This is a genomic window from Cognatishimia sp. SS12 (assembly GCF_028369055.1).
GTDB lineage: Bacteria > Pseudomonadota > Alphaproteobacteria > Rhodobacterales > Rhodobacteraceae > Cognatishimia.
The window spans coordinates 363475-382075 of sequence record NZ_JAQNCZ010000003.1 but is presented as its reverse complement, the minus strand read 5'-3'; the positions used below and the strand labels follow the sequence as shown (position 1 = coordinate 382075).

General features: G+C 59.1%; 21 protein-coding genes. 10 read left to right on the top strand and 11 right to left on the bottom strand.

What is annotated here, in order from left to right; genetic code table 11:
* Genes rapZ through N6L24_RS09000 form a run of 4 tightly spaced genes read left to right on the top strand, consistent with a single transcriptional unit; the run spans position 1 to position 2530 of the window.
* Positions 1–924, top strand: coding sequence for an RNase adapter RapZ (gene rapZ, locus N6L24_RS09015; protein WP_271844339.1), 924 nt, complete (start codon positions 1–3; stop codon positions 922–924).
* Positions 921–1313 (top strand): PTS sugar transporter subunit IIA, encoded by a 393-nt coding sequence (locus N6L24_RS09010; protein ID WP_271844338.1) that lies wholly within the window; start codon positions 921–923, stop codon positions 1311–1313. The genes rapZ and N6L24_RS09010 overlap by 4 nt, the downstream gene beginning before the upstream one ends.
* Positions 1314–1321: 8 nt before the next feature.
* Positions 1322–1600: an HPr family phosphocarrier protein gene (locus N6L24_RS09005; RefSeq protein ID WP_271844337.1), complete on the top strand. Its 279-nt coding sequence runs from the start codon at positions 1322–1324 to the stop codon at positions 1598–1600.
* Between the two features lie 48 nt (positions 1601–1648).
* Complete coding sequence (locus N6L24_RS09000; protein WP_271844336.1) at positions 1649–2530, top strand: lysophospholipid acyltransferase family protein; 882 nt, start codon at positions 1649–1651, stop codon at positions 2528–2530.
* 3 nt (positions 2531–2533) lie between these two features.
* Here the strand turns inward: N6L24_RS09000 and N6L24_RS08995 are convergent, their stop codons facing one another.
* The gene (locus N6L24_RS08995) at positions 2534–3409 is read right to left on the bottom strand and encodes a 3-hydroxybutyryl-CoA dehydrogenase (RefSeq protein WP_271844335.1); all 876 of its coding nucleotides are present in this window, start codon (positions 3407–3409) and stop codon (positions 2534–2536) included.
* 153 nt (positions 3410–3562) lie between these two features.
* Here N6L24_RS08995 and N6L24_RS08990 point away from each other — a divergent pair, with 153 nt between their 5' ends.
* Positions 3563–4417: a DUF6473 family protein gene (locus N6L24_RS08990; RefSeq protein WP_271844334.1), complete on the top strand. Its 855-nt coding sequence runs from the start codon at positions 3563–3565 to the stop codon at positions 4415–4417.
* Positions 4418–4459: 42 nt separating this feature from the next.
* Here the strand turns inward: N6L24_RS08990 and N6L24_RS08985 are convergent, their stop codons facing one another.
* From N6L24_RS08985 to N6L24_RS08960, 6 genes are all read right to left on the bottom strand, one after another.
* On the bottom strand, positions 4460–5389 hold the full coding sequence (locus N6L24_RS08985) for an electron transfer flavoprotein subunit alpha/FixB family protein (RefSeq protein ID WP_271844333.1): 930 nt from the start codon (positions 5387–5389) through the stop codon (positions 4460–4462).
* Positions 5389–6147 (bottom strand): electron transfer flavoprotein subunit beta/FixA family protein, encoded by a 759-nt coding sequence (locus N6L24_RS08980; protein WP_271844332.1) that lies wholly within the window; start codon positions 6145–6147, stop codon positions 5389–5391. Before N6L24_RS08980 ends, N6L24_RS08985 begins: the two co-directional genes overlap by 1 nt.
* 184 nt (positions 6148–6331) lie before the next feature.
* Entirely contained in the window at positions 6332–6904 is a 573-nt protein-coding gene (locus N6L24_RS08975; protein ID WP_271844331.1) for a cob(I)yrinic acid a,c-diamide adenosyltransferase, read from the bottom strand.
* A 1-nt stretch (position 6905) separates the two neighbouring features.
* On the bottom strand, positions 6906–7109 hold the full coding sequence (locus N6L24_RS08970) for a twin transmembrane helix small protein (RefSeq protein WP_271844330.1): 204 nt from the start codon (positions 7107–7109) through the stop codon (positions 6906–6908).
* 84 nt (positions 7110–7193) lie between these two features.
* Positions 7194–8021: an SDR family NAD(P)-dependent oxidoreductase gene (locus tag N6L24_RS08965; protein ID WP_271844329.1), complete on the bottom strand. Its 828-nt coding sequence runs from the start codon at positions 8019–8021 to the stop codon at positions 7194–7196.
* Between the two features lie 75 nt (positions 8022–8096).
* The gene (locus tag N6L24_RS08960) at positions 8097–8738 is read right to left on the bottom strand and encodes an SH3 domain-containing protein (protein ID WP_271844328.1); all 642 of its coding nucleotides are present in this window, start codon (positions 8736–8738) and stop codon (positions 8097–8099) included.
* Between the two features lie 160 nt (positions 8739–8898).
* Here N6L24_RS08960 and N6L24_RS08955 point away from each other — a divergent pair, with 160 nt between their 5' ends.
* The 3 genes from N6L24_RS08955 to N6L24_RS08945 all read left to right on the top strand — a co-directional run bounded on the left by N6L24_RS08955 (position 8899) and on the right by N6L24_RS08945 (position 13737).
* Entirely contained in the window at positions 8899–11208 is a 2310-nt protein-coding gene (locus tag N6L24_RS08955; RefSeq protein WP_271844327.1) for a DNA topoisomerase IV subunit A, read from the top strand.
* A 79-nt stretch (positions 11209–11287) separates the two neighbouring features.
* The gene (locus N6L24_RS08950; RefSeq protein WP_271844326.1) at positions 11288–12601 is read left to right on the top strand and encodes a DUF898 family protein; all 1314 of its coding nucleotides are present in this window, start codon (positions 11288–11290) and stop codon (positions 12599–12601) included.
* Positions 12598–13737 carry a M48 family metallopeptidase gene (locus N6L24_RS08945; protein WP_271844325.1) on the top strand — a complete coding sequence of 380 codons (1140 nt, stop codon included), beginning with the start codon at positions 12598–12600 and terminating at the stop codon, positions 13735–13737. Before N6L24_RS08950 ends, N6L24_RS08945 begins: the two co-directional genes overlap by 4 nt.
* On the opposite strand, the gene N6L24_RS08940 is transcribed toward N6L24_RS08945, so the two are convergent.
* Positions 13734–15089: a cytochrome P450 gene (locus N6L24_RS08940; protein ID WP_271844324.1), complete on the bottom strand. Its 1356-nt coding sequence runs from the start codon at positions 15087–15089 to the stop codon at positions 13734–13736. The genes N6L24_RS08945 and N6L24_RS08940 overlap by 4 nt on opposite strands.
* Before the next feature lie 135 nt (positions 15090–15224).
* On the opposite strand from N6L24_RS08940, the gene N6L24_RS08935 reads away from it, so the two are divergent.
* Positions 15225–15815 carry a hypothetical protein gene (locus N6L24_RS08935; protein WP_271844323.1) on the top strand — a complete coding sequence of 197 codons (591 nt, stop codon included), beginning with the start codon at positions 15225–15227 and terminating at the stop codon, positions 15813–15815.
* 155 nt (positions 15816–15970) lie between these two features.
* On the top strand, positions 15971–17146 hold the full coding sequence (gene tuf, locus N6L24_RS08930; protein WP_271844322.1) for an elongation factor Tu: 1176 nt from the start codon (positions 15971–15973) through the stop codon (positions 17144–17146).
* 266 nt (positions 17147–17412) lie between these two features.
* Here the strand turns inward: tuf and N6L24_RS08925 are convergent, their stop codons facing one another.
* Genes N6L24_RS08925 through N6L24_RS08915 form a run of 3 tightly spaced genes read right to left on the bottom strand, consistent with a single transcriptional unit; the run spans position 17413 to position 18187 of the window.
* Entirely contained in the window at positions 17413–17643 is a 231-nt protein-coding gene (locus tag N6L24_RS08925; protein ID WP_271844321.1) for a hypothetical protein, read from the bottom strand.
* A gap of 41 nt (positions 17644–17684) precedes the next feature.
* Positions 17685–17915: a hypothetical protein gene (locus tag N6L24_RS08920; protein ID WP_271844320.1), complete on the bottom strand. Its 231-nt coding sequence runs from the start codon at positions 17913–17915 to the stop codon at positions 17685–17687.
* A gap of 41 nt (positions 17916–17956) precedes the next feature.
* On the bottom strand, positions 17957–18187 hold the full coding sequence (locus N6L24_RS08915; RefSeq protein WP_271844319.1) for a hypothetical protein: 231 nt from the start codon (positions 18185–18187) through the stop codon (positions 17957–17959).
* Positions 18188–18601 lie beyond the last annotated feature (414 nt).

Here is an 18601-nt window from a genome sequence, read left to right as displayed (position 1 = left end):
ATGACCAATATACCCAACGCAGAGCAGAACCAGAGACTCGTGCTGGTCACGGGCCCTTCGGGGGCCGGGCGCTCGACCGCGATCAAAGTGCTGGAAGATGTCGGCTTTGAAACCATCGACAATCTGCCACTGGGGCTGGTGTCGCGGCTGTTTTCCGGCCCGCCGCTAGAGCGGCCGCTCGCCTTGGGCCTTGATACGCGCAACCGGGATTTCAGCGCATCTGCGTTGCTTGATTTGATGCACGCGCTGCGCGCGCATGCGCCCGAGTTGCTGTATTTGGATTGCAGCCCTGCGGTGCTCCAGCGGCGCTATAGTGAAACCCGCAGGCGCCATCCGCTGGCCCCAGCCGAAAGCGTGACGGTCGGCATCGAGCGCGAGCAAGAGCTGCTGGCCCCGATCCGCGCCAGCGCCCATGTGTTGATCGACACGTCTGACCTGAATGTGCATGGGCTTCGGGACACGCTGGAGCATCAGTTTGCGCCGCGTGGCGGCAAGTTCCTGGCTGTGACCCTGACCAGCTTTAGCTACAAGCGCGGCGTACCGCTCGGCGCGGATATGGTTCAGGATTGTCGGTTCTTGCAAAATCCCTATTGGGACCCAAGCCTGCGCGCCTTTGATGGACGTGATCAGGCCGTGGCCGAGTTTGTCGCTAAGGACGAGAGATTCGAGGAGTTCTTTGATAGGTTGCGAGGTTTGATTTCGTTTCTCCTTCCGGCGTATCGCGCCGAAGGCAAGGCACATCTGAATATCGCTCTCGGGTGTACTGGGGGGCAACATCGATCGGTTTTTGTCACCGAAAAGCTGGCGCAGGCCCTTGCGCAAGCTGGCTGGCAGGTGTCAATTAGGCATCGCGAATTGGATCGACGCGAAGGGAGGAGCGCGTCGGTGCAAAAGGCTGCTGGTAGCAAGGAAGCAAAGGCGTGATCGGAATTGTCATTGTGGCCCATGGCGGGTTGGCAAAGGAATATCTCCTCGCTGTTGAGCATGTTGTAGGCTCGCAGAAAGGCATTCGTGCCATTGCAATTGCTGCTGACCATGATCGCGGCACCAAGCAGAGCGAAATATGCACTGCCGCCGACGAGGTCGACACAGGGGCCGGCGTTGTTGTCGTGACCGATATGTTTGGCGGCTCTCCCAGCAACCTTTCCCTGCGGGCCTGCGCCCCCGAAAATCGCCGCATCGTCTATGGTGCGAACCTCCCAATGTTGATAAAGCTCGCGAAAAGTCGGCATCTGCCGGTGCCTGATGCCGTGCGGGCTGCACTGGATGCAGGTCGCAAATATATAGACAGCCAAAATATTGTGGCAGATTGATTGAATTTATGACGCAGAGCGAAACACGCACACTGAAGATTGTGAACGAAAAAGGGCTGCACGCCCGTGCCTCCGCCAAGCTGGTCGAGGTCGTCGAAGGGTTTGACGCTTCGGCAGAAGTGTCCAAGGATGGGTTGAGTGCAGGCGGCGACAGTATTATGGGGTTGCTGATGCTGGCCGCGTCCTGCGGGACCCAGATCGATGTGCAGACATCCGGTCCCGACGCCGCGGCACTGGCAGACGCGATTGAGGCGCTGGTCGCCGATAAGTTCGGAGAAGGCTTCTGAGGCCCGCCGGGCGGCCTCGGAGTCTCAGCCGGACAGGAAGTAAACACGTTGGACAAGTCATCTGAAACACCGGCCACGGCCAAAAACGGCGGCGAGACCTACGACCGCCGGCAGCTGACCTATGCGCATTCGTTTGACGACAGTTGGACAACGGCTGCGATCAAGACCATAGAATGGTTCACCGGCAAAATCTCGATCCTGCGCATGGTCAACCGGTTTGAGCGCATGAATGCCAACCATCGCGGCCAGGCGTTCTGGCGCGGGGCGCTTGGCGTCATGGGGATCGATCTGCAAACGCCCGAAGAGCAAATCAACAACATCCCCAAAGAGGGCCCGATTGTCGTGGTCGCCAACCATCCGCACGGCATGGTGGATGGGATGATCCTGGCGGAACTGATTGGCCGGGTGCGCGAAGATTATCGCATCCTGACGCGCTCCGTTCTGACGGGGCTGGATGAGGCCGCGACCTCGTTCATGATCCCGGTGCCTTTTCCCCATGACCCGGATGCGCAGCGCAAGATGGTCGAAATGCGCGCCAAAGCGATGGACTTCCTGAAGCAGGGCGGTGTTGTTGCGCTGTTTCCCTCGGGTGTGGTGTCATCGTCCGACAGCCTGTTTGGCCCGGTGATCGAGCGCGAGTGGAACGTCTTTACCGCGCAGATGATCCGCCGGTCGGGCGCGCGGGTGGTGCCGATCTTTTTCCCAGGGCAAAATTCGCGCTGGTATCAGATGGCAAACCGCATCTCAGCGACGCTGCGGCAGGGGCTCTTGCTGCATGAAATCGTCAATGCCTGTAACAAGCCGCAGAAACCCGTGATCGGCGCGCCGCTGACAGATCAACAGATGGAACAGTTGCAAAGCGATCCACGCGGCTTCATGGCCTATCTGCGCGCGCATACGCTCGGGCTTGGTACCAAATCTGACTCTTAGGGCCTAGCGCGTCGGCACCGGGGTTTCGCCGCGATAATCATAAAATCCGCGTTTGGTCTTGCGACCCAGCCAGCCGGCTTCCACATATTTGGTCAGCAAAGGGCAGGGGCGATATTTGGTATCCGCCAGCCCGTCATGCAGCACGTTCATAATCGCAAGGCAGGTGTCCAGCCCGATGAAATCCGCCAGTTCAAGCGGCCCCATCGGATGGTTCGCACCCAGTTTCATCGCATTGTCGATAGAGGCGACATTGCCCACGCCCTCATAAAGCGTATAGCAGGCTTCGTTGATCATCGGGATCAGGATGCGGTTGACGATAAAGGCCGGGAAATCTTCGGCTGAGGCCGCGGTCTTGCCCAGTTTTTCCACAATCCCATGGCAGGTCGCGTAGGTCTCGTCATCCGTTGCAATCCCGCGAATAAGCTCAACCAGCTGCATCAGCGGCACTGGGTTCATGAAATGAAAGCCCATGAATTTCTCAGGCCGATCCGTGCGACTGGCGAGCCGGGTGATCGAAATCGAGGAGGTGTTGGATGTCAGGATTGTATGGGGCTGAATATGCGGCAACAGCCCTTCAAAGATCTTGTATTTGATCTCTTCATTTTCTGTCGCGGCTTCGATGATCAGGTCGGTTTGGCCGACCTCTGGCTGCGCCAAGGTGGTTGAGATCCGCGCCATGGCGAGGGCCTTGGCATCTGCGCTGATCACTTCGCGTGATACCTGGCGATCCATGTTTTTCGAGATCCGGGCAACCGCGGCATCCAGGCTGTCCTGTTGAATGTCGTTCAGCACGACATCATAGCCGGCCAATGCCATGACATGCGCGATGCCGTTGCCCATCTGGCCCGCGCCGATGACCCCAATAGATTTGACTTCCATGCTCAACCCCTTCGCCTCTTGCCAGACATTACGCGCGCTGATGGGCACTTCACAAGAGGCAGCGACAGAAACAATTTGCTGAAAATCGTCTCTTTAACAAGATCGCAAGGGGATTCGCCTTTTCATGGCTTTGGTGGGCAGAAAGGTGACAGAATGAACTATCCCCAGACGCGACGACGCGCCCTGCATTACGACCCCTGTCGCTATGGGCAATCGCGGATCAATTTTCGTGGGCCCAAGCGCCGCACAAATGGTCGCTATATCGCCTTTCTTGGCGGCACGGAAACCTATGGCAAATTCATCGTCGCGCCTTTCATTGACCTGACCGAAGAATTGCTCAGCATCCCTTGTGTGAATTTTGGCTGCATGAACGCGGGTGTTGATGTGTTCCTGCAAGATCCGGATGTGATGTCGATTGCGGCCGGGGCCGAAATTACGGTGATTCAGGTGCTGGGCGCACATAATATGTCCAATCGCTATTACCGCGTGCACCCGCGCCGCAATGATCGGTTTCTGGATCCCTCTGCTTTGATGGAGTCGGTGTTTCGCGACGTGGATTTTGCGGAATATCATTTTACGCGCCACTTGTTGCAGGGCATTGAGCAGCGCGCGCCAGATCGCTTTTCCTTCATGCGCGAAGAATTACGCTCGGCCTGGATGGCGCGCATGCAGACTTTGATTGAACAGTTGCCGGGCAAGAAAGTGCTGCTGTGGTTTGCGCCGCACAGCCCGCCCACTACCCCGATCACCAGCGCAGATGGGCCTGAGCCGTTGTTTGTCGACGCAGCAATGCTTGATCGGCTGCGCCCGATGGTCGATGGGGTGGTTCAGGTGCGGCTGAGCCGGGAGGCGCGGGTCGCCGGCACGGTTGGCATGGTGTTTGCGCCGCATGAAAAACAGATGGCCGCGCAGATGCTGGGGCCTCAGGCCCATGATGAGGCGGCGCGCAGCCTTATCAAAGTGCTCAGGCCGCTGCTGCCCAATGCACAAAAGCAAAGGCCCGCCTGAAGCGGACCTTTGTAAATCGCGATTGCCTTTGAAACGCTGGGCTTAGCCGAGCTTTTCGGTGAGTTCGGGCACGGCCTCAAAGAGGTCGGCGACGAGGCCGTAGTCGGCGACCTGAAAGATCGGCGCGTCTTCGTCCTTGTTGATCGCAACGATGATCTTGCTGTCTTTCATCCCGGCCAGGTGCTGGATCGCGCCGGAAATGCCGATGGCGATGTAAAGCTCCGGCGCGACGACCTTGCCGGTCTGCCCGACCTGAAGATCATTGGCCGCATAGCCTGAATCCACCGCCGCGCGCGAGGCCCCCACCGCTGCGCCGAGTGTATCGGCCAGCTTTTCGATCAGCGCAAAATCCTCTTCAGAACCGACGCCGCGCCCGCCAGAGACAACAATGCCTGCTGAGGTCAGCTCGGGCCGATCGCTTTCGGCGACCTTGTCTTCCACCCATTCGGACAGGCCGGGGTTTTCGGCGGCAGAAATGCTCTCAACAGGGGCTGCGCTCCCTTCGCCCGCGGCCTCAAAACCGGCGGTGCGGAAGGTGATGACCTTTTTGGCGTCCGAGGTTTGCACGGTCTGAATCGCGTTGCCGGCATAAATCGGGCGCTCAAACGTATCGGCGCTGACAACCGCCGTCACATCCGAGAGCACCATCACATCCAAAAGCGCCGCAACGCGCGGCAGGATATTTTTCGCATCCGTCGTCGCCGGGGCCACGATATGCTCATAATCGGCCGCCAGGGACGCAATCAGCGCCGCCGTCGGCTCCGCCAGACGATGGCCCAGGGCGGCGTCTTCGGCCACCAGAACCTTGGTCACGCCGTCGATCTTGGCGGCAGCTTCGCCCGCCGCCGCGGCAGAGGCCCCCGCCGCCAGAACAGTGACATCGCCCAGGGCCTGCGCCGCAGTCACAGCCTTTGCAGTGGCATCCAGCGCCAGCGCGCCATCGGTGACTTCAGCCAAAAGAAGTACAGCCATTACACCGCCCCCGCGTCTTTGAGTTTCTCAACCAGCTCATCCACTGAGCCGACTTTGATCCCGGCAGAGCGCTCTGCCGGTTCTGCCGTTTTCACCACGCTGAGGCGCGGGGTCACATCCACGCCCAGATCGGCGGCTGTCTTTTCATCTAGCGGCTTTTTCTTGGCCTTCATGATATTGGGCAGCGAGGCATAGCGCGGCTCGTTCAGGCGCAGATCGGCGGTGATGATCGCGGGCAGTTTGACCGAAATGGTCTGCAGGCCGCCGTCAACTTCGCGGGTCACTTTGGCGGTCTCACCAGCGATTTCAACGCCGGAAGCAAAGGTCGCCTGCGACCAGCCCAGCAGCGCCGACAGCATCTGGCCGGTGGCGTTCATGTCGTTGTCGATCGCCTGTTTGCCGGCAATCACCAGACCGGGCTGCTCTTCTTCCACCAGCTTGGCCAGGATCTTGGCCACGGCCAGCGGCTCGATATCCTGATGCACGTCATCAGCCGCGACCACCAGAATGGCGCGATCCGCGCCCATCGCCAGCGCCGTGCGCAGGGTTTCCTGCGCCTGCTTCACGCCGATGGATACCGCGATCACCTCATCGGCCTGACCGGCCTCTTTCAGACGGATCGCCTCTTCCACCGCGATCTCGTCAAACGGGTTCATCGACATTTTAACATTGGCGAGATCAACTCCGCTGCCGTCCGCTTTCACGCGAACCTTCACGTTGTAGTCAATCACGCGCTTGACAGGTACCATGACCTTCATTGCGTCAGACTCCTTTAAAACTGCCGGTCGCAGGCGACTCGGCAAATCATTCCATCCCGGCTTTGATAGCCCGTCGGGCGCACTAGAAACAGGCGAAAATCGTCAGATTCTTGCGTTCGGACGTCGCGTTTTCTTTGTTTATTTCGGCAAGGATCGCGGGGCTCTTCGGTGATGGCGCTATCAGTCAGCGGTTGGCACCCGGCACCCAAAGCACATCTTTTTCGCCGTTTTCATTTGCGATGCGCGCGGCCACAAAGAACCAATCAGAGAGGCGATTGAGATAGGTGATCACATGCGGGTTCACCTCGGCGTGGCTGGCCAGATCGGTGCTGAGCCGCTCGGCGCGCCGCGCCACCGTGCGGCAGACATGCAGATGCGCGGACAGCGCGCTGCCGCCTGGCAGCACAAAGCTGCGCAGCGGTGTGAGCACGCTGTTCATCGCGTCAATTTCGCTTTCTAGCCGTTTGACCTGGCTTTCGGCCATGCGCAGCGGTGGGAATTCTGCGTCGGCGTCCTTGGCGAGATCCGGGCGACACAGGTCGGCCCCAAGATCAAAGAGATCGTTCTGAATGCGCGCCAGTTGATCATCCATCGCGCCCTCTGCCGCCAGTCTCGCGACGCCGACAAAAGCGTTGAGTTCATCGCTGGTGCCATAGGCATTGACCCGCGCGTCATGTTTGGCAACGCGATCACCATTGCCCAATGCGGTTGTGCCTTTGTCGCCGGTTTTGGTGTAGATCTTATTCAGGACAACCATGTCAGCCCCGCCCGCTGAAGAATACAAACAGTAGGATCAGCACGACCGCGGCAAACTGCGCAGCAATCCGCAGTCGCATCAGCTTGTTGGCGTATTTCTTGTTGAATTCGCCCCCGCGTGCAAAGCCGCCGATGCCGATCATCAGAACAACAAGAACACCAATCGAGGCCGCAGCCGCGATGAGAAACAGGGGATCTTTTAGCATCACTCACTCCTATAGGACTGCGCTCTAGATAGCGTGATTTTCACGGAAGGCGAGCGGCGAAGTGACGCGAGGCTATCAGTTTTTTCAGCCCTTGGCGATGAGCCAATCCAACGTGCGCGTGGGCACCAGGCGGCGCATTGCGCCCATGAAATACGTGGGGGTCGTGATGTAATAGCGTGGGCGCGGGCGGCGGGCGGTCAGCGCATGCACCAGTTTTCGGGTGACGGCTTCGGGTGGCAATTCAAATGGATCGGGGCCGCGATCCTCATAGAGGCGTTTCAGCAGGCGGGTTTCATATTGCTGTGCGCGCGGGGAGGCCTGCCAATCGATCCAGCGTTCGAAATGCGGGATCGAATTTTTGCGAATATTGGATGTCACCGGGCCGGGTTCGAGCAGGCAGATGTGGATGGGGGTGTCGCGCATTTCGATGCGCAGCACATCTGTCAGCCCTTCGAGTGCATATTTTGTTGCCACATAGGCCCCGCGCCAGCCCAGCGGCACCAGCCCCAGAACCGATGAGTTGTTGATGATCCGCCCATGCCCTTGGGCGCGCATCACCGGGATGACCTGCCGTGTCAGATCATGCCAGCCGAAAACATTGGCCTCAAAGATGCTGCGCAGCGCGTCGGTTGGCAGATCCTCGACCGCGCCGGGCACCCCGAAGGCCCCATTGTTAAAAAGCGCATCCAGCGTGCCGCCTGTTGCTGTGAGCACCTCGGCAAGTCCGCGGCGAATGCTGTCGTGGTCCTGATAATCAATGCGCGGGCTTTCCAGCCCCATGTCACGCAGACGCTGGCAATCTTCTTCCTTGCGGCAGGCGGCGAAGACGCGCCAGCCCCGGGCACTGAGCCCGATGGCTGCATTGTGACCGATGCCCGAGGAGCATCCGGTGATCAGAATGGATTTCGTCATGCTGCCTTGCCTGCTGCTTGCCTTGCTTTGCAAAGCATGACGCAAGCCGCCGGGCGGCGCAATCACGCGCTTGGATCAATATTGATCGATTTTTTCCAGAAGGCGCGACGCCATCCAACCGATCTGCCCGGTTTCAAGCGACTGCAGCTTGACCCATCCGATATTTTCATCGCGCAGAACTTCGACCTGTGTGCCTTGGATGAACTTGCCGATGACAGAATATTCAGTGCCCGGGCCATTGCGCAGATTGACGCGATAGGCAGACACCTGGCGGAAATCGGGGGCTTGCACCCCATTGCCAGCCACGGCGAGCGAAAAGGCAGGTGCGCTGGCGCGCGTCACTTCGGGCTGGGCCGAGGCTGTTGCTGTGGTGACATCCGCCGTGCTCATGCTGGCTTGAACCACGGGCACGCCCACGGTGTCTGATGCCTCGGCAGCCGTGCTGGCAGGCGCAACAACGGCGATCTCTTCTTGAGGTATGGGCACCGGTGTGCCCACGAGCGCAGGACGCTCATAGAAACTGGCCAAGATCGGCTCCAGTACCTCTGGCGGTATGGCGTCAGCATCTGCCTCATCAGAGGCAATCACCACTTCGGTTTCGCCACTGCGCGCCGCATCCTGCGCGGCGCGATAGCCCGGTTGAAAGTCTGAGCCCCCACTTGCTTCGTAGAAAGCCCATCCCAAGAACACGAAGGTTAAACCAATAAATCGTAACACTGTATCATCCCCTATACTGCCGCCCCAAAAGGACTCAGCCTTTCGCGGCGGTACGGGGGAAGTATAGCACATTTACGATTTCTCAAGTTCAGGGCAAAAATCGCGGCTTTTCCCCCTATGCTCGCTTGTCGGGGTTTGGGCGGGGCTGTATCACTTTCCTATGACTGATCTTGTTGACGACGAAGACACCCCATCGCTTGAAGTTGCAGAGCCGTTGCGCCGCGCCATTGGCGAGCGTTACCTGACCTATGCGCTGAGCACGATTATGCACCGCGCGTTGCCCGATGCGCGCGACGGGCTGAAGCCCGTGCACCGGCGCATTTTGTATGCGATGAGTCGGCTAAAGCTGGCGTCGAGCGGTAAGTTTTTGAAATCAGCCAAGATTTCCGGGGATACCATGGGGGATTTTCACCCGCATGGCGATGCGGCCATCTATGATGCGATGGCGCGTTTGGCGCAGGATTTCAACGTGCGCTACCCGCTTGTCGATGGTCAGGGCAATTTTGGCAACATCGACGGCGATAACCCGGCGGCCAGCCGTTACACCGAAGCGCGGATGACCTTTGTCGCCGAGGCGATGTTGCAGGGGCTTGATGAGAACGCCGTTGATTTCCGTGACAATTATGATGGCCGGCTGACTGAACCCGTGGTTTTGCCGTCGGAGTTTCCGACGCTTCTGGCCAATGGCGCGGCGGGAATCGCCGTGGGCATGGCGACGAATATTCCGCCGCACAATATTGTCGAACTGGTGGAGGCCTGCCTGCATCTGATCAAAACGCCCGATGCGCGCGATGATACGTTGCTCAATTACGTGCCAGGGCCGGATTTTCCGACCGGGGGCGTGATTGTTGAGCCAAAAGAAAACATTGCGCAGGCTTACCGAACCGGACGCGGGTCGTTCCGGCTGCGCGCCAAATGGGAAGTTGAAGATCTTGGCCGCGGGCAGTGGCAGATTGTTGTCACTGAAATCCCCTATCAGGTGCAAAAATCCAAGCTGATCGAGAAAATCGCTGAGCTGATCCAGACCAAGAAAGTGCCGATTCTGGCGGATATTCGCGATGAATCTGCTGATGATATTCGGGTGATCCTTGAGCCGCGTTCCAAGAATGTCGAGCCTGAGGTGCTGATGAACATGATGTTCCGCAGCAGCGACCTTGAGGTGCGCTTCAGCCTGAATATGAACGTGCTGATCGATGGCGTGACACCGAAGGTCTGCAGCATGAAAGAGGTCTTGCAGGCCTTCTTGGACCACCGCCGCGACGTGTTGCAGCGCCGCTCGCATTTTCGGGTGGAAAAGATCGATCACCGTCTTGAGGTGCTGGAAGGTTTTATTATCGCTTTCCTCAATCTGGATCGGGTCATTGATATCATCCGCTATGATGATTCCCCTAAACAGGCGCTGATGGCGGAAAGTTGGGGCGGGGCATTTGTACGCGCCACCGATGAAAAGGATTATCAATCGCCGCTGCCGGCCAAGAGTGAGGGCGAGCTGACCGAGGTGCAGGCCGAAGCGATCCTGAACATGCGGCTCCGCAGTCTGCGCCGCCTTGAGGAGATGGAGCTGATCAAGGAACGCGATGCTCTGATGGCCGAGCGTGCGGATCTTGAGGATCTGTTGGCCAGCGACCAGCTGCAATGGGACAAGATTGCCGAACAACTCAAGATCACCAAAAAGACCTTTGGCAAGGATTACGATGGCGGCGCGCGGCGGACGCAGTTCGCCGAAGCCGGTGAGGTCGAAGATGTGCCGATTGAGGCAATGATCGACCGCGAACCAATCACGGTTGTCTGCTCGCAGATGGGTTGGATTCGCGCCATGTCAGGCCATATTGACCTGACGCGCGAGTTGAAATTCAAAGATGGCGATGGGCCGCGGTTCATCTTCCACGCCGAAACCACCGATCGCCTTTTGGTGTTTGGCACCAACGGTCGCTTTTACACCGTGTCGGCCAGCAACCTGCCCGGCGGGCGCGGTATGGGCGAGCCGCTTCGGTTGATGGTAGATCTGCCAAATGAGGCTGACATCGTTGACATCTTTACCCATCAACCGGATCGCAAGCTGCTAGTGGCCTCGACCGCAGGCGACGGGTTTATCGTCGCCGAAAACGATGTGCTTGCCCAGACGCGGACCGGCAAACAGGTTCTGAATGTGCGCGGCGAGGTGAAAGCCCTGCTCTGCAAACCGGCCACGGGCGATGCGGTCGCCTGCGTGGGCGAAAACCGCAAGGTTTTGGTCTTTGCGCGGGACGAATTGCCGGAAATGGCGCGCGGCAAAGGCGTGAGGCTGCAGAAATACAAAGATGGCGGGCTGAGCGATGCGGCGACCTTTGTGATGGACGAAGGGCTGAGCTGGAAAGACCCAGCCGGCCGCACCCGGACCGAGACCGAACTTGCCGAATGGACAGGCAAACGCGCTGGCACCGGGCGCATGGCCCCGCGCGGCTTCCCGCGTGACAACAAATTTAATTGAGTGACCGGCTCACCCCATTAGGTGGGCCGACGTGTATCAGCGGGCCTTTGGGCGTGCACCGGATGAGAGAGGGAGCGCGATGACACTCGTCTCGCCCTGGCAGGCGGCCAAAGATGCGCCGCCGGCTGAGCCCACGGTGGGCAGCACCGATTTCGCGGGTCGCCGCTGGCGTCTGTTTCGCATGACCATTGGCCTTGGCCTGCTGACGGTGCTGACACTTGGCCTTTACCGGTTTTGGATGAAAACCAAACTGCGGCGCTGGTATTGGTCCGCGTTCCGCCCGCTGGGCCACCCGGTGGAATATGTCGGGGACCCATGGGAGAAACTCCTTGGGTTTCTGATCGCGGTGGTTTTTCTGGCGTTTTACATCGGGGTCGTGAACCTGTTGCTGATGTTTGCCAGCTTTTCGTTGTTCAACGGAAATGTCGCGGCCTATTTCCTCAGCTTTCTGGGGGTGATCCCGCTGTGGTTTTACGCCCGCTACCGCGCGCGGCGTTATGTTTTGGCGCGCACCCGCTGGCAGGGCATCCGCTTTGGTCTCGCGCCCGGGGCCTGGGGGTATGCGCGCCGTGCGCTTTGGCATTGGTTTTTGACACTGATCACCTGCGGGCTGCTGTGGCCGCGCAAGGCATTTTATTTGGAAAAATTCATCACCGACCGGACGTTTTTCGGCGATCAATCGCTTCGGCAGGAGGGGCGGTGGACCGGTCTGCTGCGCCCCTGGCTCGGGGTGTGGCTGCCGCTCTTTGCGCTCGCGGTGTTTCTGGCGACGCTGGTCTATGTGGATTCGCAGATCGTTGCGCCCGAGCTTTTCGATGATCTGTTTGATGAAGCAGCAGAATCTGCGCCCTTTGCGCAGCTCTTTAGAACTTTGCTTGTGGCGCTGCCAATCGCCTTTACTGTCCTGCCGATCTGGGCGGCGTTGGGCGTAGTAAATTATCATGTCAAATCGCTGCGCTATCTGACGGAAAACAAGCATCTGACAGAGGCCAATCTGTCCATCGCCCCCCGGTTCTGGCGCGTGACGGGCATCTATTTCTGGGGCTATCTGCTGGCGTCGCTTGTCGCGTCGCTCTGCCTGATCCCGATCATTGCCCTGATTGTCGTGGTGGCGATGTCCTATGGGGCGGGCTTTGAGATGGAAATTGGTGTTCTGACCGATCTGCCGCGCATTGTCGCCGTTGTCTTGGCCGTCGCGGGGTATTTCACACTGTTTTTGATGTGGTCGGCGCTGACGCATACCTTTGTGCGGTTTCCGCTGTTGCGCCATTACGCTGAGACGCTCAAGATCCATCACCCGGTGGCGCTCAAGGAAGTGCGGCAGCGTCCGCGCGATGAGTTTGGCGAGGCCGAGGGCTTTGCCGAAGCGCTGGATGTGGGGGCTGCGATATGAGTGATGAAACCACGATCCGTGTGGGCGTGCGCCCCGCGGCACTGGGGGCGCTGGGCACCTACTTTGACGGGCATACAGCCACAGCCCAGCCAGCGCGCCTGCGCATCGAAGAAAGTCGACGCGCGCTTGTGATCGAACTGCCCGGCCAACACGTCACATGGCCCCTGAATGAGGTGCGGCAACTCCCGGATCAAGCAACAAAAGACGAATTGGTGTTGGCGCGCGCAGGGGATCCTGTGGCGCGGCTTGTGACCGATGAGATGCGCCTAGCGCAGCGGTTCCCGAACCTCAGCCGCCGCCACAGCCATGTCAAACGCAGCCGCGTTGCGCGCTGGGCGCTTATGGCGCTTGCGGCGGTTGCCTTGATTATCTTTGTGCTCGTGCCGCGCATGGCCGACCAGCTGGCCAATTTCATTCCGCCCGAAGGGGAAAAGGCGCTCGGCGATGCGACGCTGGGGCAGATCCGCAGCGCGCTGGGCGGAGGGGACGCCTTTCCGATTGCCACATGTGAGGGGGACGCTGGTCAGGCCGCACTGTCCAAGATCGAGGCGCGCCTGGCGGTGCATGCCCAATTGCAAACCCCATTGACCGTGCATGTTCTGGATCATGAGATGGTGAATGCCTTTGCCCTGCCCGGAGGGCATGTGGTCTTTTTTGACGGGCTGTTGCAGGCCGCTGAAACCCCAGAAGAATTCGCGTCGGTCTTTGCGCATGAGATCGGCCATGTGGTCAGCCGCGACCCAACGCGCCATGCGCTGCGCTCAGCCGGGTCCATCGGGGTCTTGGGGCTGCTGTTTGGGGATTTCGCGGGCGGGGCTTTGGTGCTCTTTTTGACCGAACGTTTGATCGATGCTCAGTATTCGCAAGCGGCGGAAAGCGGCGCGGATGAATTTGCGCTAACGCTGATGGAAGCGGCAAGCGTGCCGCCCAAGGCGCTCGGCGATATGTTTGACCGGTTCCGCAGCCTTTACGGCGATATCGACGGCACAACCGCGCATTTCCTCAGCCATCCCTCGTTGGGTCGGCGCATCGACAGGGCCGAGGTCTGGCAGGCTGAGGCCGAGGCGCGCGGCTTCATCGCGGCCCCGCTTCTCAGCGACACGGAATGGCAGGCCCTGAAAGCGATCTGCCGCTAAAGCGGCTCCGCAGTGAGCCAGACCCCGCCTTCGGGGCGCAACGTCAGGATCATCACCGGCTTAGGCGTGCGGCCGGGGATGGATTTGAAGCGAAAGCTTTGCAACAGAGTGGCCAGTATGATCATCGCCTCTTGGATGGCAAAACTTGCGCCGATACAAATCCGTGGCCCATCGCCAAACGGCAGATAGGCATAACGATCCACCGGTTTCTGATCCAAAAACCGCTCTGGGCGAAAATGGTCAGGGTCTTCCCACAGCAATTCATGCCGATGCAGCGCATAGATCGGGATCATGACGGTATCACCGGGGCGCACCTCGCGCCCACAAAGCGTATCGGCTGCCTGCGCTGTGCGCGAGACGATGCCAGCAGGCGGATAAAGCCGCAGGGTTTCGTCTATCAGGGCCCGCAAGTAAGGCAGTTTCGGCAGGTCTTCGGCCCGGATGGGCCTGTTGCCAATGGCCTTAAGCACCTCTTGCCGCGCCCGGTTCTGCACAGCCGGATCAAAGGCACAAAGATAAAGCGCCCACGAAAGGGTAAGGGCGGTGGTCTCATGGCCTGCGACAATGAAGGTCAGGAGGTTGTCGCGCAATTCTGCCGCGTTCATCTTTTGCTGCGTTTCAGGATCTTCGCCCTCCAGCAACAGATCCAGCAAATCGGGCACATCACGCGGCCCACGCGCCTGACGGGCGGCGATCGCCTCGTCCGCGACACGTTTCATATCGCCGACGGTGTTGCGCGCCCAGATGCGCCCCGGACGCGGCAGCCAATCTGGTGCGCCGATCATATCAAGCAAAGAGATCTTCCCGGCATCGGCAATATAAGCATCAATGGCCTGGTGCACAGCGGCGGCGTCAAACGCGCCTTCGCCGGAAAAGGTCACATCAGCGATGACATCAAAGGTGGTGCGCACCATTTCATCCATCAGATCCACCGCAGCCGGGTGTTGCCCCTGAATGCGCTGCGCACAGCGCGCGGCAGCCGCTTGCATGATCGGGCCCAAAGCCGTGACATTGCGATGCGAAAACACCGGGGCAGCCGCGCGTCTTTGCCAGCGCCAATGGGCCCCTTCGGCCACGAACAGGCTTTCGCCGATGGCCGGGCGCAAGAGGTTTTTGGTGGCGGCGGATTTTGGGTAATCCTCCAGCTTTTCCAGCAGCATGTGGCGGATCGCAGCCGGGTCCATCACCATGTGCCAGCGCAGGCCGGTCTTGCCCGACACCATGGGTTGCTTCACGGCGATGTAAGGCAGAATGCCCAAGAGATTGTGGCGCGCGGCTTTCAGGCTCGCCCAAAGACCCAATGGCGTGCGATGCAGCGCGGCGTGGACAGGCAAAGGCGGCTGGTCTGGCATCCTTGATCCTCCTTACGGGTAGTCTAGATGGTTTTGCAGCCAAGAAAAGCTGTGGATCGCGCAATTGCCTCGGATCATTTGCGCCCTCGCATGGGTTGGGTTATGCCGTTAAGGACCATTACTAGAGGAAGATGCATGAAACGTCTCGTTGCCCTCGCGGCCCTGATTCTCAGCCTGACAGCCTGCGCGCAGGACGGGGATACGCCAGCAAAACTGGATTTGGGTGATTTTGTGCTGGGGCACAATATCGTCGTGGCACCTGATCTGAAAAAGGGCCCGACATCACGCAATGCGACACCAGAGGAATTGACCGAAGCGCTGAAAGCCAAGCTCGACACACGGCTGGGGCGGTACGATGGCGATCGTCTGGTGCATTTGGGCGTGAACATCGGGGCCTATGCCCTGGCGCGCCCCGGTCTGCCGCTGGTCTACACGCCAAAATCGGTCCTGGCGATGACCGTAACCGCCTGGGATGATCGTGCAGGTGTCAAATTTCACGAGGAACCCAAGCAGGTCATCGTCTTGGAGCGGTTTGGCGGCACGCCGGTTCTTGGCTCTGGCCTGACGAGCACCCGTGAAGAACAAATCGAAGCGCTGACCGAGAATGCGGCGCGGGCGATTGAAAAATGGCTTGCCGAAAACGCGGCCTGCATGACAGAAACACCGACCGAACGGGAACTTGCAGCCTGCTGGAAAGAGCCGGAGCGCCCCCAAAACGACGAGTGAATTTCCTATAAAGCGCGGGGTTTTGCGCCCTGCGCTGAATTGCGCGCGCGAAGGCAAAACTGTGGCTTGATTTTTGCGCTGCAACCCAATATGTCGCGCCCGGAAGATTAATTTGGGCCGACCCGAGGCCCCCCTAACATAAAAGGCGCCTGAAGATGGCTAAGGAAAAGTTTGAACGTTCCAAACCGCACTGCAACATCGGCACAATCGGCCACGTTGACCACGGTAAAACCACGCTGACCGCAGCGATCACCAAGCAATTTGGTGACTTCAAAGCGTATGACGAGATCGACGGTGCGCCCGAAGAAAAAGCGCGCGGCATCACCATCTCCACCGCGCACGTTGAATATGAAACCGACGCACGTCACTACGCGCACGTTGACTGCCCAGGTCACGCGGACTACGTGAAAAACATGATCACCGGTGCGGCGCAGATGGACGGCGCGATCCTGGTTGTGAACGCAGCTGACGGCCCAATGCCACAGACACGTGAGCACATCCTGCTGGGCCGCCAGGTTGGCATCCCTGCGATGGTTGTTTTCATGAACAAAGTTGACCAGGTTGACGACGAAGAGCTGCTCGAGCTGGTTGAAATGGAAATCCGCGAGCTGCTGTCTGAGTATGAATACCCAGGCGACGACATCCCTGTGATTGCTGGCTCCGCTCTGGCGGCGCTGGAAGATCGCGACGACAACATCGGCAAAGAGAAAATCTCTGAGCTGATGGCAGCGGTTGACGAGTATATCCCACAGCCACCACGCGCGGTTGACGAGCCGTTCCTGATGCCAATCGAAGACGTGTTCTCGATCTCTGGCCGCGGTACTGTTGTGACCGGCCGTGTTGAGCGTGGCGTGATCAACGTGGGCGACGAAATTGAAATCGTCGGCATCAAAGACACTCAGAAAACCACCTGTACTGGTGTTGAAATGTTCCGCAAACTGCTGGATCGCGGTGAAGCGGGCGACAACATTGGCGCGCTGCTGCGCGGCGTTGACCGTGAAGGCGTTGAGCGTGGTCAGGTTCTGTGTAAGCCAGGTTCCGTGAACCCACACACCAAGTTCGAAGCGGAAGCCTACATCCTGACCAAGGAAGAAGGCGGTCGTCACACCCCGTTCTTTGCGAACTACCGTCCACAGTTCTACTTCCGGACCACAGACGTGACCGGCACAGTGAACCTGCCAGCGGGCACCGAGATGGTGATGCCAGGCGACAACCTGAAATTCGACGTTGAGCTGATCGCGCCTATCGCGATGGAGCAAGGCCTGCGCTTCGCGATCCGCGAAGGTGGCCGCACCGTTGGGTCCGGTGTTGTATCTAAGATTGTTGAGTAAGATTGTGGCTTGAGCCCGCAAGGGCTCAAACACGATCAGGCGGTAGGGGCTTTTGAGCAGCTCAGCTGAGCAAAAGCTCCCGAAAGCCATCAGCGACAGAAATTAGAAAGGCCGTCCCACGGGGCGGCCTTTTTCGTTGGGGGCGCTCCGGCTGGGCGGTCGAAATGCCAGAGCTCAAACACATGAAAGGCGGCCCTTGCGGGCCGCCTGTTTCGCTTTGATCCGCGCTGATTGGGAGGAAAGCAGCGCGGATCAGATGCTGCGCATTATTGCAGGTGCTTCAGCGCGGAGCGCACTTGTGCTTGGGTCTGAACAAAGCTGTCGTCGCCATCGTCGTTGATGATGCTCAGGATGTGGGCAACAGCAGCGTCCGAGTAGCCGGAAAGATCAGCCTCCGGGGCAAATTTTTGCACAGTTGCGTTGCCTGCGGTCATGGCGGATGCGGCACCGGATACGGCGATCAGGGCTGCGGCGGAGAGTGTCAGAATACGTTTCATTTCAGTGGTCCTTTCTTGGGAGTGTCGTGGGGTAAGGGGCGTTATTGCAGGTGCTTCAGTGCGGAGCGGACTTGCGCCTGTGTCTGCAGAAAGCTGTCATCGCCATCGTCGTTGATGATGCTCAGGATGTGGGCAACAGCAGCGTCCGAGTAGCCGGAAAGATCAGCCTCTGGGGCGAATTTTTGTACAGTTGCATTGCCTGCGGTCATCGCGGATGCGGCACCGGATACGGCGATCAGGGCGGCTGCGGAGAGTGTCAGAATACGTTTCATGTCAGTGGTCCTTTTTGGGGGTGTCGTGGGGTAAGGGTGGGTTATTGCAGGTGCTTCAGCGCGGAGCGAACTTGCGCTTGGGTCTGCACAAAGCTGTCGTCGCCATCGTCGTTGATGATGCTCAGGATGTGGGCAACAGCGGCGTTCGAGTAGCCGGAGAGGTCAGCTTCTGGGGCAAATTTTTGTACAGTTGCATTGCCTGCGGTCATGGCAGATGCGGCACCGGATACGGCGATCAGGGCTGCGGCGGAGAGTGTCAGAATGCGTTTCATGTCAGTGTTCCTTTCTTTAGTGTCATGCCCGGTGATGGGGTGGGCGTTTTGTTGTTTGCGCCAGCTGTCGTGCTGACACCAAACAAACTAGGAAGGCGGCGGCCGAGTTTGAATTCACGAAAACGCACACGCAAAATCACGCTTTTCTGCGTTGAAATGAGCCGCGCGAAAACAGGGGGCTGTGCGAAATTGCAGAGCAACCGTGCACATCAATAAACACTGGCCAATGGCCTCTCCTGCGGCCTGATCCGGTGTTAGCAGCGCGCGAGCGAAGCGTGAGAATTTCCTGATTTCATCCTGCTGTCACAAAAACGTGCAGGGCTTTTTTCCTGAATATGTTTCAACCTTTTCACAGACCCGCGCGCGATCTGTCAGTGGCGGCGATTTTTCGTGAGCATTCTGTGAACTGATTTC